The sequence below is a fragment of the Massilia sp. MP_M2 genome, assembly GCF_039123635.1.
In the GTDB taxonomy this organism is placed as follows: Bacteria; Pseudomonadota; Gammaproteobacteria; order Burkholderiales; family Burkholderiaceae_D; genus Telluria.
Window position 1 is genome coordinate 331,456 of the sequence record NZ_JBCHJF010000001.1, and the last position, 17,056, is coordinate 348,511.

The following is a 17,056-nucleotide window of genomic DNA, read 5'->3' on the forward strand; positions in this document are numbered from 1 at the left end:
CAAGACATGAGCCCGCATACCTTCCTCTGGCACGACTACGAAACCTTTGGCGCGACCCCGCGCCGCGACCGCCCGGCCCAGTTTGCCGCGATCCGCACCGACGCTGAACTCAACGAGATCGGCGCGCCGATCATGCTGTACTGCCAGCCGGCCAATGATTTCCTGCCCGATCCGCAAGCGTGCCTGATCACCGGCATCCTGCCGCAGCACTGCCTGGAACACGGCGTGCCCGAACACGAATTCGCACGCCAGATCGAGGCCGCCTTCAGCCAGCCCGACACGATCGGCGTCGGCTACAACACGATCCGCTTCGACGATGAAGTCACGCGCTACCTGTTCTGGCGCAACCTGATCGATCCGTACGCGCGCGAATGGCAGCACAATTGCGGCCGCTGGGACTTGCTCGACGTCGTGCGCATGGTGCATGCGCTGCGCCCGGATGGCATCGTGTGGCCGACCCGCGAAGATGGCAAGCCGAGCTTCAAGCTGGAACACCTGAGCGCGGCCAACGGCCTGGCGCACGAGGCTGCGCACGATGCGCTGTCGGACGTGCGCGCGACCATCGCGTTGGCGCGCCTGATCCGCAGCAAGCAGCCGCGCCTGTTCGATTTTTGCCTGGAGCTGCGCCGCAAGGACCGCGTCGCCGCCGAGATCGGCCTGCACCTGGCCCCTGCCGAGCGCCAGCCGTTTCTGCACGTGTCGGGGATGTTCCCGGTCGAGCACGGCTGCCTCGCCCTCGTCTATCCGCTGGCGCAGCACCCGACCAACAAGAACGAAATCCTGGTCTGGGATTGCCGCTACGATCCGTCCGAACTGTTTGCCCTCGACGCCGACACGATCCGCACGCGCATGTTCACCCGCACCGACGACTTGCCGGACGGCGTCACGCGCCTGCCGATCAAGAGCGTGCACCTGAACAAGTCGCCGATGCTGGTGGCCAATCTCAAGACACTGCAGCCCGAGCTGGCCACGCGCTGGGATATCGACCTCGAGCAGGGCCGCGCGCACGCCGCGCTGGCCGCTGCCGGTCCCGACCTGCGCGCGGTCTGGGCGCAGGTGCTGCAAAAGCCGGCATCCGGCACGCCGGTCGATGTGGATGAGGATTTGTACGGCGGCTTTGTCAGCAAGGACGACCGGCGCCAGCTGGAATCGATCCGCATGCAAAAGCCGGCGGCACTGACCGGCAAGCGCGTCAGCTTCGACGACGAGCGCCTCAACGAACTGCTGCTGCGCTACCGGGCACGCAACTTCCCCGAGACGCTGTCGGAAGAAGAAATGCAGACCTGGGAAGCGCACCGCGCGGCGCGCCTGTTCGAGGGCGCCGGCGGCGCCAGAACGATCGATCAATTGTTCCAGGAGATCGATGCGCTGTCCGAGACGGCCGATGAACGCGCGGAAGCGATTCTTGGCGCGCTGTATGACTATGCCGAAATGATCGCGCCTGAACTGCACTGACAGTCGTCGAACTGCGTAGGGTGGACGGCTAGGCCGTCCACGCGTTCAAACTCACTTGGACTCGTGGCGCATTAATGTTGACTGAACGCGTGGACGGGAAACCCGTCCACCCTACCGCCATCAAGCCATTACGCCAAACGACGCGATGTTTTCATCAGGCCGCGTTGCGCGCCGCATTGATCGCGTCGCGCGTTTCCGTTGCCACACGCCGCGCCGCCTGCGCGAAGTCTTCGCCCGCCTGCGGCATCGCATACAGGATCGCACGCGACGAATTGATCATCATGCCGGCGCCGCCCGCTGTGCGGCCGGCCCTGACCGTCGCCTCGACATCGCCGCCCTGCGCGCCCACACCCGGAATCAACAGCGGCATGTCGCCCACCAAGGCCCGCACCTGCGCGATCTCGTCCGGGAACGTCGCGCCCACCACCAGCGCACACTGGCCATTGCGGTTCCACTTGTCGGCCACCAATTGCGCAACGTGCTGATACAGCGGGCGGCCGCCCACGTCCAAAAATTGCAGGTCGGAGCCGCCCGCATTCGACGTGCGGCACAGCACGATCACGCCGCGGTCCGGCCAGGCCATGTACGGCTCGACCGAATCGAAGCCCATGTACGGATTGACGGTCACCGCATCGGCACCATAGCGGTCGAACGCTTCGCGCGCGTACTGGTGCGCGGTGGCGCCGATGTCGCCGCGCTTGGCGTCGAGCACCAGGGGAATGTGTGGATACGTCGCGCGCAGATAGGTACAGATTTCCTCGAGCTGGTCTTCGGCGCCGAGCGCGGCAAAATAGGCGATCTGCGGCTTGAAGGCGCAGGCCAGGTCGGCCGTGGCGTCGATGATGGCCTTGCAGAACTGCACGATTGCGTCCGGCTGGCCGGCCAGGTGCGCCGGGAAGCGCGCCAGGTCCGGGTCGAGGCCGACACACAGCAGCGAATCGTTGCGGGTCCATGCAGCCGCTAGTTTTTGAATGAAAGTCACCTCGAGCCCCTTGTATCCGAATAATTGCAAACCCATTATTGTACCCGCCGCCGCGCCGTCCCCTGCCTCTGGGGTTGCAGGAACACCAATTGCGGCGCGTTTCAGGTATATTTTGACTATTCGACAACTTGCACGGACCTTGACTGCCATGACTATGACCTTTATCTCCCGCTGGACCCGCCTGCTCGGCAGCGCCATCCTCGCCGGCGTCCTGCTCTCGGGCTGCGGCTACAACGATTTCCAGACCAAGGATGAGGCCACCAAGGCCGCCTGGAGCGAAGTGGTCAATCAGTACCAGCGCCGCGCCGACCTGATCCCGAATCTGGTCAACACCGTCAAGGGCTATGCGTCGCACGAACGTGAAACGCTCGAAGCCGTCACGCGCGCGCGCGCCTCGGCCACCAGCTTTCAGATCACCCCCGAAGTGCTGAACAACCCGGCAGCGTTCCAGAAGTTCCAGCAGGTGCAGGGTGAACTGTCGGGCGCGCTGTCGCGCCTGATGGTGGTCTCCGAAAAATACCCGGACCTGAAGGCCGATACCAGCTTCCGTGACCTGGCCTCGCAGCTCGAAGGCACCGAGAACCGCATCACCGTCGCCCGCCAGCGCTATATTGCGTCGGTCCAGGATTACAACGTGACCGTGCGCCAGTTCCCGAAGAACCTGACCGCAATGGTGTTCGGCTACGAGACCAAGCCATCGTTCACGGTGGAGAATGAAAAAGCGATCTCGACCGCACCAGCCGTCGACTTCGGCAAGTAAGGTTGGCGATGACGCCCTTCCTGCGCTTGTTCTCTACGCTCCTGTTCGCGCTGGCGACGCTGTTCGTCGGCACGGGGCCGGCCCATGCCCAGCTCAAGGACGTGCCGAAGCTGACCACGCGCGTGACCGACCAAGCCGGCCTGCTCGATGCCACCCAGCGCCAGCGCCTCGAAGCCGTGCTGGCCGACTACGAAGCCAAGACCGGTAGCCAGATCGCTGTTCTGCTCGTCAAATCGACCGAGCCGGAAGCGATCGAGGCCTACAGCATCCGCGTCACCGATGCCTGGCAACTCGGCCGCAAGGGCGTCGACGACGGCGTGCTGGTGGTTGTCGCACCCGGCAACCCGTCGGCGTTGCGCCGCCTGCGTATCGAGGCTGGCCGTGGCGTACAGGGCGTGTTGACCGACGCGCAGTCCAAGCGCATCCTGCAGGACGTCATCGCGCCCCATTTCCGGGAACAACATTTCTATGAAGGCCTGGTCGCCGGCGTGGGCGCCATCGCCACGCTGCTGAACCAGGAAGCCTTCCCGGCGCCCGCACAGCAAGCACAGCCCCGGCAAGAGGCAGCGGGCGGCGGCGGGTTCCCGCTGATCGCCATCTTCGCGATCGTGATCGGTGCATTCCTGCTGCGCTCGGTCTTCGGCGGCAAGCGCGGCCGCACGGTTGCCAGCAGCCGCGGCCGCTCGAACTGGGGCGGCGCGACCACCGGCTTCATTCTCGGCAATATCATCGGAAATATGAGCAACGGTGGTGGCGGCGGTTTTGGCGGTGGCGGTGGCGGTGGCGGCTTCGGCGGCGGCGGTTTTTCAGGTGGTGGTGGCGGCTTTGACGGCGGCGGCGCCTCGGGAGACTGGTAATGGGATCGATCGCACAAAAAATGACACGCGCGTGGCGCCATGCCACCAGCAGCGCATCCGAGGCCCGGCGCGCATTCCCCGACACGACGCTGACGGCTATTGCCGAAGCCATCGATGCGGGCGAGCGCACGCACCGCGGCGAGGTACGCCTGATCGTCGAGAAGGCCCTGCCCTTCGACGCGGCCTGGGACGGCATCACCAACCGTCAGCGCGCGCTGGCCTTGTTTGCCGACTACGGCGTGTGGGACACCGAAGACAATTGCGGCGTGCTGATTTACGTGAACCTGGCCGAACACAAGATCGACATCGTGGCCGACCGGGGCATCGACCGCAAGATCGACACTGCCACCTGGCAGGCGGTGTGCCGCACGATGACCGCAGGCTTCAAGGGCGGGCACTTCCATGACGCCACGCTGGCTGCCGTGGCGCAGGTCAACGAACTGCTGCACCGGCATTTTCCGGCCAGCGGCGAGCGCACCAACGAGTTGCCTGACCGGCCCATCATGCTCTAGCAGCCAGTAGAATGGCCGCTTTTGCCACAGCGTCGAAAGCCTGCCATGAAACTACCTCACAAGATCGCCATCGTCACCGGGGCCAGCCAGGGCATCGGCCTGGCCTGCGCCGAGCGCCTCGTGCGCGAAGGCGCGCGCGTCATGCTCGTCGATATCCGGCCCGAAGTCGAGCAAGCTGCCGCCAGCCTGGGCGACGCGGCCCGCGCCTACCGCGCCGACGTCGGCATCAAGGTCGAGGTCGATGCGATGATCGCGGCCACGCTGGCCGCGTTCGGGCGCATCGATATCCTGATCAACAATGCCGGCGTGACCCACGCCGCCGAGTTCCTCGACCTGCACGAGGACGATTTCGACCGCGTGCTGCGCATCAACCTGAAATCGATGTTCCTGTGCAGCCAGGCGGCAGCGCGCGACATGGTGGCGCGCGGCGAAGGCGGCTGCATCATCAATATGTCGAGCGTGAATGCTGAACTGACGATCCCGAACCAGGTCCCGTACGTGATCTCGAAAGGCGGCGTCAACCAGCTCACGCGCGTGGCCGCGATCGCCCTGGCCCAGTACGATATCCGCGTGAATGCGATCGGCCCTGGCACGATCCTGACCGAGCTGGCGAAAAAGGCCGTGCTGGGCAGCCCGGAAGCGCGTCACACGATCCTGTCGCGCACGCCGCTGGGCCGGTGCGGCGAACCCGAGGAAGTCGCGTCGATCGCCGCCTTCCTGGCCAGTGACGATGCGTCGTACATGACCGGTCAGACCCTGTACGCCGATGGCGGGCGCATGGCGCTGAACTACACGGTGCCGGTGCGCGAATGACGCCTCGTTGGTCTCGATGGAGAGATATTGACAGATCGCATGTCTGGTATCCGAAAAGGCAATTGGACGCTGGGTCACCAAGTCCCTATAGTTACACCTGTCTCCACTATTCTCCTCCAAGAAAATAGTTTCAAGCCCGCACAGCGGGCTTCTTTTTTGCCTGGACGGTTTACGCGATCCACGTTATTTCCGGCCGTATTGTCACAATCCCAGTACCTCGTTCACCTTTTCCCTGATGCCACCGGAACCTTGACGACGGTCACGGACGCGTCACAATCCCTGCCTATACTCAATTGCACCTGACACACACGTAACCGATATGCGTGGTGTCAGCAGGTGTGGAGCGCCAAGCGCGCTGCACACCAACCCGGTTTCCGCACTCTTGGCCCGATCTCGGGTTATGCCCGCCTCGCGCGGGTATTTTTTTCGGCATTGTCGCAACTTGGGCAAGAAAAAATTGTCTATGTGCTTGAAGCCGTCTTCAATAGGGCTATCATGAAGCTGCGACGTCCCACCCTGCGCAGCCGGGCGGAGACCGCGTACAACGAAACGACCACGGGAGATCGTCCGATGAGTTTACGTGTACCAGAAGCATCGCTTTCGCCAGACAGTTGCCGTCGCCATCAAGATCCAAGCGACCTCGTCCTGAGCGAACTCAATCCGCGCGCCGTGGTCGATGACATCGATCGCGACACCGTTCCCCTCAATCTGCTCACGTTCGGCAGCGTTCGCGAAGTGTGCCCAAAGTGCCGGCAGGCACACCTGAAACTCGTGTTGCGACAGGCGAGCGTGCGTGTGGCCCACTTGTTTTGCGCCGACTGCGAAAGCTGTTTCGACGCCCATTACGCCGACGGCGCCCCGGCACTGACGATCTGACACGCGTGGCCGCGCAGATGCGGCACGGGACGACGCCAGCGGACACACAAGGTGCGCATGGCATGGTAACGTTGACGTTTGCCGCATCATCGTCACCACGTCACCACGTCGCCATGCCTGCCCTGTCTCCTCTGTTGTACGCCGAACCCCGTCACCGCCGTGCGATGCACGCTGTCGCACTGCTCATGTTTGCCTGCATCGTGATCGCCGGCTCCGTGCCCGGTGCGCGCGCCGAAGTCGGTGAATACGCGTCGGGCATCGTGCTGCACAGCCTGGCCTATGCCGGCCTCGCGACGCTGTGGTTCCTGGGCAGCACCGGCAGCGCTCTGCAACGCGCGCTCAAGGCGGTGCTGGCGATCGCGCTGATGGGCGCCTTCGACGAGGGCGTGCAACACTTCCTGCCCTACCGCTCGGGCACGGTGCGCGACTGGCTGGTCGACGTCAGCGCCGCGACCGTCGCAGCCACTGCACTGGGCGCGCTGCTTGCGCGCATCCCGATTCCCCAGACGCCGGGCCGCAACCCCGTGCGCCCGCGCTGAGCAACCGTGCTGCGCCTGCAGTCGTGACTACGTCGATAGGCGCGGTGGCGCTCCGGTGGTGACGGCATGGGCGACGCGGCCGTAAAAAAACCACATGCGCCAGCGCGCCATGTGGTCTCTTGCTTAACGCATTACCTCAGCGGGCAGGCCATGCAGGCCCGCCCTGGCTGCGGTGTCACGGCGTACCGGCGTCCTTGCCCTCTTCCACCGTGCGCTGAGGCAGCGGCATATTGCGCGTCGCGGCACTGATCACGTCGAGCGGCAGTTTTGGCGAGCGGTCGGCGTTCAGCAAGCCATTGGCTTCCTGGAACGTGTCGGTGAACTGCGTGTAGCAGAAACCACTGAACATGAAGGTTTCGTTCGCCACCTGCAGGAGGCGCCGGTACTGCTTCAGATAGCTTTCGGCCGTGTGCGCGCGGCTATAGCCCCACGTGGTCTCGTCCGGATTCGGGGTCTGCTTCGGATCGAAGGCGATGCCCCCGAATTCGGTCAGCACGATCGGCTGGCCGCGATGCGGGAACCCATCGAGCGTCAGGATGCGACCACCGGGCCGGCGCTGATCGAACAGCGTGCGCACCGGATCGGTGACGGCATAGCGCGCCAGCACTTTTTCGGGGTCACTGTCGTAGTCGTGGATGCCCAGGATGTCGGTGGCCGAGGCTTCCCAGCCATCGTTGCCGATCACGGGCCGGGTCGAGTCGAGCGTGCGCGTCAGGTGGTATAACGCCTCGACGGCATTGCGATGCGCCTGCGTGAGCGTCAGATTCGGCACGCCCCACGACTCGTTGAAGGCCACCCAGACGATGATGCACGGGTGGCTGTAGTCGCGCTCGATCGCCTCGGTCCATTCCTTGACCATGCGCGTGATCGCGCGCGGACTGAAGCGGTAGGCCGATGGCATTTCTTCCCACACCATCAGGCCCAGCTTGTCGGCCCAGTACAGGAAACGTGGATCCTCGATCTTCTGGTGCTTGCGCACACCGTTGAAGCCCATCTGCTTGGCCAGCTCGACGTCGCGTTTCAGATGCGCGTCGGACGGCGCCGTCATGAACGATTCCGGCCAGTAGCCCTGGTCCAGCACCAGGCGCAGCTGGTAGGGGCGGCCATTGAGCATGAAGCGGTCGCGGTTGATCGATACCGAGCGCAGCGCCGTATACGAGCGGATGCGGTCCAGCACCACATTGCCTGCGCGCAGGGTCACTTCAGCATCGAGCAAGGTCGGGCGCTCCGGACTCCACAGGATTTCATTGCGCGAGTCGTCGATGCCCGGGTCGGACAGCGCGATCTTGCGGTTCGCCTCACCGTTCAGCAGCTTGTAGTAGTCGTCGGCCAGCAACTGGTCGCCATGCCAGATCTTGACTTCGACAAACAGCTCTTCCTGGATATCGCCGGTGGCAAACACCTCGCAGCCGATTTCGTAGGTCTCGAACACCGGCGTCCACCGCAACTTCTGGATATAGGTTGGCGACAATTGCTCGAGCCATACCGTCTGCCAGATGCCCGTCGTGCGTGGGTACCAGATCGAGTGCGCATCGAGCAGCCAGTCCTGCTTGCCGCGCGGCTTGGCCAGATCGGCGGGGTCATCCTCGACCCAGACCGTGACGACCTGCTTGCCATCCGCGTTCAGGGTGCCGGAAATATCGGCCGAGAATGGCGTGTGGCCACCCTCGTGTTCGACGACCAGCTGACCATTGACCCACACGCGCGCCGTGTAATCGACCGCGCCAAAGTGCAGGATCGTACGCCCTTCCTTGGGCATCACCTCGAATTCGCGCTGGTACCAGACGAAGCGGTGAAAGCCCGTGTCTTCGATGCCGCTCATCGCGGTCTCTGGTGCAAACGGCACGGTGATCTCGTGCGTCCATTCCTTCACGTCCGACGGCAGCGTGTAGCTGCCTTCATCATCGAAGCAGAACTGCCACTGGCCGTTCAGGTTCTGCCACTGGTCGCGCACCAGTTGTGGACGCGGATATTCAAACTGATTCATTCTTGTCCTTTCTGTCAGTTGGCACCGGAATCAGGATACGTCCCTGGACGTCATTGCCTGGTCCATGATGGTGGTGATACGCCGCCAGCGCGATAGCGGCTGCTTCTTGCGCCTGCCCCTTGCGGCACAGGGCGACGCAGGCGCCACCAAAGCCGGCGCCGGTCAGGCGCGCGCCCAGCACGCCTGGCGCAGCGCGCAGCGCCTCGCACAGGACGTCGAGCGCGGGGATCGAGACTTCGTAATCATCACGCAGGCTCACGTGCGACGCGTTCATCAGTTCGCCGAAGCGTTCGGCGGCCACGCCCTTGGCGGCGGCGAGCACGCGCAGGTTTTCGTGCACCACGTGGCGGGCCCGTTCGCGCAGCGGCGATGGCAGCGTCTCGACCGATGCGGGGTCGACCACGTCGCGCAATGCCATCACGCCCAGGGTGCGTGAGGCTTCTTCGCATTCGGCGCGGCGCTCGTTGTACTTGCTGGCCGCCAGCGTGCGCGCCACACCCGAATCGATCACGATCAGTTCGGTGTCCGGCGGGAGCGCGACCAGGTGGTGTTCGAGCGTGCGCGCGTCGATGAACAGCATGTTGGTTTCATCGGCCAGGCTCGAGGCCATCTGGTCCATGATCCCGCAGTTCACGTGCGCGTACTCGATCTCGGCGCGCTGGGCGATGCGCGCCAGCTTGACGTCGTCGAGCTCGAAGCCCAGCAGCGCGCGCATCGCGCGCAGCGTGGCCACTTCGAGCGCTGCCGACGACGACAGGCCCGAACCCACCGGCAGATCGGTCTCGACATACACACGCAGCGGCGGCACATCGATGCCCTCGGCCTGCACGAGGCGGATGCAGCCCTCGATATAGCTGCCGAAGCCCTGCGGCGCGCTGCTGTCCTTCGCGAACATCACGGTCGCGTCGAAGTTGGGTGAATAAAAATGGAAATGGTCGTCGCCGCTGCGGCTCATGGCCACCAGCGTGCGCTGCGGCGTGGCCACCGGCAGCATGAAGCCGTCGTTGTAGTCGGTGTGCTCGCCCAGCAGGTTCACGCGCCCCGGCGCCGAGGCGTTCACTTCAGGGGCGCCGCCAAAGAAGGTATCGGTCGTGATGGTCATGCGTCCACCTCCAGCCACAGTGGCCGTTGACGGCCTTGAATGTCCACCGACGGCCAGGCCGGGTCGAAGGTCAGGTTTTCGAGTCCGTCGGGGCCGAGCAGGAACGTGTCTTCGATCTTCATACCGTTATAACTTGGATTGAATGCAAACGCCATGCCCTGTTCGAGCTGCGTGGCGGTGCTGGGGGTGGCCACGATCTCGCGCGCCAGGTAGCCGGTAATGCCGCCCTGGTGGTGCTCGCGGATCGCGTCCTCGACGTCGGCGTGGTGATAGGCCTGGGCCAGCGCGTGATACACCGACGACAGCGATTTGCCCGGCACCACTCCCGCCAGGCCAGTGGCCTCGAGCGCCATCAGCGCGCGCTGGGCGGTTGGCGCCGAACCTGCGCCGCCAAAGCTCACGAAGCGCGTCAGGTTGGCATACAGACCGTGCCGGCGCGCGCAGAACACGAGCATGGCGCGCTCGCCAATCGGCTCGTGCGACGGCGTCGCGTGGCGAAACAGCGGCAAGCGCCGCGCACCAGCCACCAGCACCAGCGCCGGATGGATGCCACGGCGCCACAACGCCTCGGCACCGGCGCCGGCCAGCTGCTGCTCGGTCCAGTCCGGTCGGGCGAGGTGCAGTACCTCGGTCATCGCTTCGGCCGCTTCGCGTCCCAGCAACCGGTAACGCGCCTGTTCGGCGTCGCCCAGCACCAGCTTGCGCTGGCGTAGCGGCAGCGGCAACGGCAGTTCGTCAGCCTGCGGGCGGTCCGACAGCACCGGCCGGCCCTCGGCCGCAGCGAGCACGAAATGCTCGCGCAGCTCGGGCTCGGCCCACGGTTCGATGTGAAAGCTGAACCCGGCCGGTACTTCTTCCAGGCGCAGGCGCTCGCCTTCGATCTGGTCGGTCAGCACGCAGGCGTCGCCCGGCGTGACCAGCACTTCGGCAATGCCCGTGTCGGTCGTGTGCAGCACGGCGCTCGAGCCGCCCGCCGTGACCCACGCGAACCAGTCGGTGCCGCGCAGGCGCACCGCGCCGGCGCCGCTGGCGGCAAGGGTGGCGCGCAGCAGCGCGAGTTTGTCGGCGACCTCCTGGGCGCGCATATCGATGTCCGTCATGCGCTCTCCTCCAGGTCGATCTCGACCTGCTGCAATTCGTACGCCGTGGTCTCGGGCAGCACGTCCATCGCGAACATGCCGGCGGCCAGCTCGGTGCCGGCCAGGTATTTCAGGCGGTCGCGCGTACGGTACGGGGGGTAGAACTGGGCATGCAGCTGCGTTTCGGGATGCTCGGCGCCGTCGGTCGGCGCCTGATACCACGCCATCAGGTACGGGAACGGGCGATTCCACAGCGTCTCGTACTTGAGCAGCACGGTCTTGAGCGCGCGCGCCAGCGAGTCGCGCTGCGGCGGCGTGAGGGCCGCGAAATCCTTGCACGGCGCGGTCGGCATCACCCACACCTCGTACGGGTAGCGCGCGCAGGCCGGCACGAAGGCAATCGCGAAATCGTCCTGATACAGCACGCGCTTGCCATCGGCGGCTTCGTCGCGCGCCATGTCGCACAGCATGCTCGAACCGTGCTGCTGGTAGTACTCTCGCTCTTGCGCAAGCATGCGCGCCGGCACCGACGGCACGAACGGGTACGAGTAGATCTGGCCATGCGGGTGGTGCAGCGTGACGCCCACTTCGGCGCCGCGGTTCTCGAACGGCAGCACGTACTGGATGTGCGGATGGCTGCCCACGCGCGTGGTGCGATCGCCCCAGACCTGCAGCAGGAGCGCAATGCGCGACAGCGGCAAGTGGGCCAGCGCCGTGTTCGGGTCCTGCGTGAACACGACCACTTCACACTGGCCGTTGGCCGGCGCGGTCTGCACCGTTACTGAAGGCGGGTCGTGCGACTCGAGCGCCAGCGATGGGAAGCGGTTGTCGAACACGGCGATCTCGTAGTCGCCGGCAGGCATTTCAGTGGGATTCGCAGGGTCGATCGTCGGCGCGAGCGGGTTGTACTGGGGCGGCGGCTGGTAGGTGCGGTTCTGACGGAACGCTGCGTAGGTTACCCACTCGCCGCGCAGCGGATGCCAGCGCAGGTGCGGGTTCGCGTGCTGTGGATCCGGAAACGGGCTGGGTGCGACCAGGCCATCGGGAATGGGCCGGTTGCTGTAGAGGGTAAGGTTGCGTCCGTCCGGTTTTTTGAGTTCTTTACTGTGCATGGCAATCAATAAGGTTCGGTCACATCCGGCGCGAACGCGCACGCCAATATCGACGCATTGGCGCGCTCGCGGCTGCAGGAGCATCGCTCCTAGCCGATCCTAACATGCTGTATTTGCCACATTTTCTACCCGGAACTGCGCACTTTTCCAGGCGACAATACTGTGGCTGTATCAGCAGGATACCGCCCTTGGCATACAACGAGGATTCACAAGGGAGAGCGCCTCCAGGGGCGCTCCATGGCGAGAACATTGTAGTCCTGCGCCTACGAAAAAATTAGAAGTTTTTACACAATCTGGCAGGATCCAAACCTACAAGTCACCTATGACAAAGAGGGTGTCCGGATAGGACCGCATTACCGAATCGCGCTGCATCTGTGACTTCCTGAAATAGACGCGACGCGAGGAGCGGATGTACCGGACTGCGCCCACCTGTTTTTGCGAATCGCTGCGGCGATTTTTCGCTGACCAGCTGAAATTGAGCCGTAGGGATATCGAAATAGCTGCGACCGATTCCGTCCCTAACCTGACAACTGCGGTACAACGCCACCGACGGCGCCAGGGATCGGGACCGGCTGCTTACGACCCAAAGCCGTCATTCCTTAAGACGCGAAGAACGAGTATGCGACGTAGAGAGTCAATGCAACCAGAATGACCGCGCCGGACCATCTGACCGCTTTGCGTACTGCTGGATAGCGTTTTTCCGCAATAGGACCAACGATGTTAACAATCAAATCTAGAAGCATATTTCCTTGAAGACGCCGCGAAAGGCAAAAAATCTCAGCAGATCAAGTCCGCTTCTGGCCTAACTCAGCCGTTCGCGTCAGCTGAGCAGGTTGCCGGGTTGGAAAAGCCACCGACTGTCTCAACAGGCAGCTGTCGACCCGAAGCAGACGTCCGCAGACTTGCTCAGGCTGCAACAATGCTGGTTTTTGCCCTGGTGCGCCGTAAGCCCGTCCAAAACAAGCTGCCCAGCATGAAGCAAAGAATCGCAATCATCACTTCGAACGGGCTTAGCTGTGCTGTGGCTGTTGGAACAACCGCGAGAATGACTGGCAAGGCCGCTGCCCGAAGCATGAGAACTGCGGATGTGGCGTAGAGCAAAGGCCGAGATAAGGGTAAAGATCGAATGTTGCCTGCTATAGATAATGCAGCAAACCCAACGAGGAAGAGAAGCATCGCGATAGTGGAAATTACTACTGGAGCAACCCAGGTCCCCTGCATTGCTGACTCAACAATATTTGGAGGCGCTCCCAGTGCCGCTATCAAGCCCGCACCTGAGAAAACTGCTACGACGTGAAGAATGGCAGCTCCCAGTATTACGACGCTACCCAATTGAAGAGGCCAACGTCCATTTTGCTTTTGCATTTTTCGGATCGCTTTCAGATATTGTTAAATTATTCGAGAATCCTCGTCGACGAGCGAGATTGGTTTGTGCCGACGATGACCGCACGGTAGACCTGAACTTCGACTCAATTGATGAGATACTCGTAAGTGGGGGAGTTCCCGCTCAATGTGTTTGACAATAACTCCTCGGTAAGCGAACCCTTGAAGCGATGCGACGGATTGCAGAAGTGGCGGGATGAAATGCATTTTGTCACTCAATGCCATCTGCGCTTGCAGTTGCTGCCATGTCCGCTTTTGGCCCAGGCTGTGTAAAAACGCAAGCTAGGCGTCGGCTTGACGACAGTTGACCTCTCAGATCGCTCGCTACGGCGTTTTCACGAGGTCAGGAATGGTAAAGGAAGCCCTGAAAACACGCCGATCGCGCCTTTTTACACAGCCTGGGCCGAAAGCGGAAGTTCGTCGCGGCCAGTCTAACTCAGCAAGAAGCGGTGGACGTCGCTACCGCTACGTCACACCCGGTCGTCGCAGTCATTTCCAAAACGTCGCATCTGATTCGGAAAGTCACAGCATCAGGCTAACGTGCCTCAGCGCGCCAGCTCGACCAGCACGGCCGTGTACATCTGCAAATTCAGCAGCAGCTGCTTGGTCGTGATGAACTCATGCTCCGAATGCCCCGAATATTTCTTGCCCGGCATTGACGGACCAAAGCTGACGGTATTCGGAAACAAGCGCGAATTGGTGCCGCCGCCAATGGCAACCGGCTTCGCATCCTTCATGCCGGTGAAATAGGCGAAGGTCGACAGCAGCGTCGGCACCTGCGGCGCGTCGTTCAGTACCCACGGGTCGCGCATGCCGACCTTGATATTGGTGAGCGGGACCTGGCGCGCCTGCCACTGGCTCAGTGCCGCGTTGATCTGGTCGGTCAGCTGCGCACTCGTCTTGCCCTGCGGGCGGCGCAGATTGATCGCCACTTCGATGCCGTCGTCCAGCTGGCGGATCACGGTCGGCTTGAAGGTGAGCGGACCCATGAACCTGTCGCGGTAGGCGATGTTGCCGGCGCCGCTGCCGAACTTCTCGCCGTAGTAGCCCGTGCCCACCATCTCGTTGAGGTAATTCACGACGCCCCCGGCGGCGGTATTCGCCCACGGCCGCACGGCCAGCGCATCGGCCAGCATGCTCACCGCGTTCACGCCTTCCTGCGGCTTGGACGAGTGAGCCGAGACGCCCTTGGCGCGCACCGCCAGGTCCTTGCCCTGCCACGTGTAGGTGTAGGTCATGCCCTCGTGCTGCGCGCCGCGCGCGCGGATCTGTCCTTCGATCTGCGGCGTCGCGTTGGCCACCAGCGCTTCGGCGTCTTCCGGAATCTGCGTGTTGAACGAGCCGCCCCCAAACGCGGCGATATAGGCGTCGCCCTCCACGGGCGCCTGCGCGCCGGCCTTCGGGATCGTCACGGCCACCGTGCCGCCGCCCTTCTCCGCCGTCACCACCGGATATTCGGCGTCGAGCGTGATGCTCATCTGCGGTGGCACGTGCGTCTTGAGAAATTCGGTGAGCGGGCCCCAGTCGGATTCCTCGCCCATGTACACGTACAGCTCGATGCGCTTGCTCAAGGGAATCTGGCGGTCGCGGATCGTCTTCATCGCATACAGCGCGGTGGCGATCGGGCCCTTATCGTCCTCGGCACCGCGCGCAATCAGTTTGCCCGGCTCGCTCGTGCGGTCCAGCACGAACGGTGACTTCTTCCACTTGGTCGGGTCGACCGGCTGCACGTCGCCATGGGTGACGATGCCGACGCGCTCTGTTCCCCTGCCCAGGCCGATGACGACCGTCCAGCCATAATCGGTGTAGTCGAGCCCCATGCGCTCGGCTTCGGCCTTGAGCGCGGCCTTGAACGCAGCATGGACCGGGTTCTGGTCCGACGGGTAGCGCGGATCGGCCACCGTGTTGAAGCTCACCAGCTTGGCGAGCGTGTCGACGACATCGTTGCGGTAGGTGGCCACCGCATACTTGGCGGCGTTGACGGCGACCTCGCTGGGGGCTGCAGCAGATGCGGCAGCAGATGCGGCAGCAGATGCGGCAGCCAGGACAGTGGATGAGGCCAGCAACAGGCTGGCAAGGCAGACGTTCTTGTACATACTGGGCCGTTCTCCAAGGGTTGCAGGTTTGCAAAAGAACCAGCATAGCGCCTTCCGTCACCGCTGTGAACGTGACGGCCACTTTCAGCGTATCGTTACGCATCCCCACTACAGGACAGCCTCACGATGACCGACAAGACCTTCCTGCGCACGCACGCCGCGCTGCGCGACGACATCGGCGACCTGCTGACGCAGCGCCCCGTGCCCTCGCCCCAGCTCGACCAGATCGATCCCTTCCTGTTCCTGAACCATCACGGCCCGCAAACCTACGGCCCGCACAACCGCGGCCTGCCGTTCGGCCCGCATCCGCACCGGGGGTTCGAAACCGTCACCTTCATCGTCGAAGGCATGCTGGCCCACCGCGACAGCGCCGGCCATGAAAGCGTGATCCACGCCGGCGGCATCCAGTGGATGACGGCTGGCAGCGGCATCGTGCACGCCGAAGTCTCGCCGCAGGCGTTTCTCGAGACGGGCGGTCCGCTCGAGATCCTGCAGTTGTGGGTCAACCTGCCGTCGCGCCTGAAAATGACGGCGCCCGCCTACACCGGCGTGCAGCAGGACAGCATTCCCGCGTTATCGCTCGACGACGGCAAGGTCACGCTGAACCTGATCGCGGGCGAGTGGGATGGCAGCACGGGCCCGGTGCAGTCGCTGACCGGCGTGTTCATGAGCACGGTCGCGATGCAGGCCGGTGGCCGGCTGCGCATCACCGGCCTGCAAGGTCGCAACGTGCTGCTGTATGTGGTGCGTGGACGCATCGGCGTGGGTCACCACGGCGATCTCGCCAACGCTTACCAACTGGTGGAGCTGAGCGCGGAGGGCGACACGCTCGAGATCGTCGCCGAGTCCGGCTCGCTGCTGCTGTTCGGGCATGCCGATCCGATCGGTGAACCGGTCGTCTCGCACGGGCCGTTCGTCATGAACACCCGCGATGAAATCGCGCAGGCGATCACCGACTACCAGGCCGGCCGTTTCGGCTCAACGCTGGCTTGACGCCAGCACACGGCCGGCATCGTCCTTGATGTGAACCGTGTGCGGGAACGGCCCGCCGTCGAAGCGCACGCTCATATCCTTGCCGACCGCCTCGAAGCGGTCGCTTCCCACGTGGACGATTTCCTGCGGTCCGGCGCCCAAGTCGGCGTACAGCTTGCGGCCCTTGCCCGTCACGTGCAGCGTGCGCCCGTCCTCGAGCTTGTAGGCGCCCTGCATGCGCTGGAACATCAGCGGATCGACGTAGACTTTCTTCGGCTGCGCGGCGCACACATTGATGACGTCGACGTTGGCGGCAGTAACGGGCTCGGCGGCGCTGGCCAGCGAGACGAGCGCGGCGGCGGCAAACAGGGCTGGGCGGAAGAGGCGCATGATGGAAATTCCTTTGAGGTCGGTGGCGGAGAAGTCCGTGTCGCCAGCGCTTTTTTGCCTGACGATGAAGCCAGTCTAGCGAGCCGTAACAAGCGTTCAAGCACCAGGAGCATCAAGCGCCAAAAATGCACGATGAAGTGC

General features: G+C 63.7%; 16 protein-coding genes. 8 read left to right on the forward strand and 8 right to left on the reverse strand.

All coding sequences use genetic code 11. The features are described 5' to 3' along the window. The first annotated feature begins 6 nt into the window (after window positions 1-6). Window positions 7-1,455: an exodeoxyribonuclease I gene (sbcB, locus tag RCH14_RS01510; protein WP_343024395.1), complete on the forward strand. Its 1,449-nt coding sequence runs from the start codon at window positions 7-9 to the stop codon at window positions 1,453-1,455. Window positions 1,456-1,609: 154 nt separating this feature from the next. Here sbcB and pyrF read toward each other — a convergent pair whose 3' ends face one another. Then, window positions 1,610-2,437, reverse strand: a complete 828-nt coding sequence (gene pyrF / locus RCH14_RS01515) for an orotidine-5'-phosphate decarboxylase (RefSeq protein ID WP_343024396.1) — start codon at window positions 2,435-2,437, stop codon at window positions 1,610-1,612. 148 nt (window positions 2,438-2,585) lie between these two features. On the opposite strand from pyrF, the gene RCH14_RS01520 reads away from it, so the two are divergent. From RCH14_RS01520 to RCH14_RS01545, 6 genes are all read left to right on the forward strand, one after another. After that, complete coding sequence (locus RCH14_RS01520; RefSeq protein ID WP_343024397.1) at window positions 2,586-3,197, forward strand: LemA family protein; 612 nt, start codon at window positions 2,586-2,588, stop codon at window positions 3,195-3,197. Window positions 3,198-3,205: 8 nt separating this feature from the next. Next, window positions 3,206-4,054 carry a TPM domain-containing protein gene (locus tag RCH14_RS01525; RefSeq protein WP_343024398.1) on the forward strand — a complete coding sequence of 283 codons (849 nt, stop codon included), beginning with the start codon at window positions 3,206-3,208 and terminating at the stop codon, window positions 4,052-4,054. After that, window positions 4,054-4,566: a TPM domain-containing protein gene (locus RCH14_RS01530; protein WP_343024399.1), complete on the forward strand. Its 513-nt coding sequence runs from the start codon at window positions 4,054-4,056 to the stop codon at window positions 4,564-4,566. Before RCH14_RS01525 ends, RCH14_RS01530 begins: the two co-directional genes overlap by 1 nt. A 45-nt stretch (window positions 4,567-4,611) precedes the next feature. Next, window positions 4,612-5,379 carry a glucose 1-dehydrogenase gene (locus tag RCH14_RS01535; protein ID WP_343024400.1) on the forward strand — a complete coding sequence of 256 codons (768 nt, stop codon included), beginning with the start codon at window positions 4,612-4,614 and terminating at the stop codon, window positions 5,377-5,379. A 336-nt stretch (window positions 5,380-5,715) separates the two neighbouring features. Beyond that, window positions 5,716-6,255, forward strand: a complete 540-nt coding sequence (locus RCH14_RS01540; RefSeq protein ID WP_343024401.1) for a hypothetical protein — start codon at window positions 5,716-5,718, stop codon at window positions 6,253-6,255. A gap of 113 nt (window positions 6,256-6,368) precedes the next feature. Next, complete coding sequence (locus RCH14_RS01545) at window positions 6,369-6,794, forward strand: VanZ family protein (RefSeq protein WP_343024402.1); 426 nt, start codon at window positions 6,369-6,371, stop codon at window positions 6,792-6,794. A gap of 175 nt (window positions 6,795-6,969) precedes the next feature. Here the strand turns inward: RCH14_RS01545 and RCH14_RS01550 are convergent, their stop codons facing one another. The 6 genes from RCH14_RS01550 to RCH14_RS01575 form a co-directional block, all read right to left on the reverse strand. Next, window positions 6,970-8,781 carry a glycoside hydrolase family 2 TIM barrel-domain containing protein gene (locus tag RCH14_RS01550; protein WP_343024403.1) on the reverse strand — a complete coding sequence of 604 codons (1,812 nt, stop codon included), beginning with the start codon at window positions 8,779-8,781 and terminating at the stop codon, window positions 6,970-6,972. Beyond that, window positions 8,768-9,883, reverse strand: coding sequence for a galactokinase (gene galK / locus RCH14_RS01555; RefSeq protein WP_343024404.1), 1,116 nt, complete (start codon window positions 9,881-9,883; stop codon window positions 8,768-8,770). The genes RCH14_RS01550 and galK overlap by 14 nt, the downstream gene beginning before the upstream one ends. After that, window positions 9,880-10,983 (reverse strand): M24 family metallopeptidase, encoded by a 1,104-nt coding sequence (locus tag RCH14_RS01560; protein ID WP_343024405.1) that lies wholly within the window; start codon window positions 10,981-10,983, stop codon window positions 9,880-9,882. Before RCH14_RS01560 ends, galK begins: the two co-directional genes overlap by 4 nt. Beyond that, window positions 10,980-12,074: a galactose-1-phosphate uridylyltransferase gene (gene galT, locus RCH14_RS01565; RefSeq protein ID WP_343024406.1), complete on the reverse strand. Its 1,095-nt coding sequence runs from the start codon at window positions 12,072-12,074 to the stop codon at window positions 10,980-10,982. The genes RCH14_RS01560 and galT overlap by 4 nt, the downstream gene beginning before the upstream one ends. A 906-nt stretch (window positions 12,075-12,980) precedes the next feature. Beyond that, entirely contained in the window at window positions 12,981-13,439 is a 459-nt protein-coding gene (locus RCH14_RS01570; protein WP_343024407.1) for a hypothetical protein, read from the reverse strand. Between the two features lie 563 nt (window positions 13,440-14,002). Then, entirely contained in the window at window positions 14,003-15,553 is a 1,551-nt protein-coding gene (locus RCH14_RS01575) for a dipeptidase (RefSeq protein WP_343024408.1), read from the reverse strand. Between the two features lie 126 nt (window positions 15,554-15,679). Here RCH14_RS01575 and RCH14_RS01580 point away from each other — a divergent pair, with 126 nt between their 5' ends. Continuing rightward, on the forward strand, window positions 15,680-16,546 hold the full coding sequence (locus RCH14_RS01580; RefSeq protein WP_343024409.1) for a pirin family protein: 867 nt from the start codon (window positions 15,680-15,682) through the stop codon (window positions 16,544-16,546). Here the strand turns inward: RCH14_RS01580 and RCH14_RS01585 are convergent. Further along, on the reverse strand, window positions 16,532-16,915 hold the full coding sequence (locus RCH14_RS01585) for a hypothetical protein (RefSeq protein WP_343024410.1): 384 nt from the start codon (window positions 16,913-16,915) through the stop codon (window positions 16,532-16,534). The two genes, RCH14_RS01580 and RCH14_RS01585, sit on opposite strands and share 15 nt — an antisense overlap. Between the last annotated feature and the right edge of the window lie 141 nt (window positions 16,916-17,056).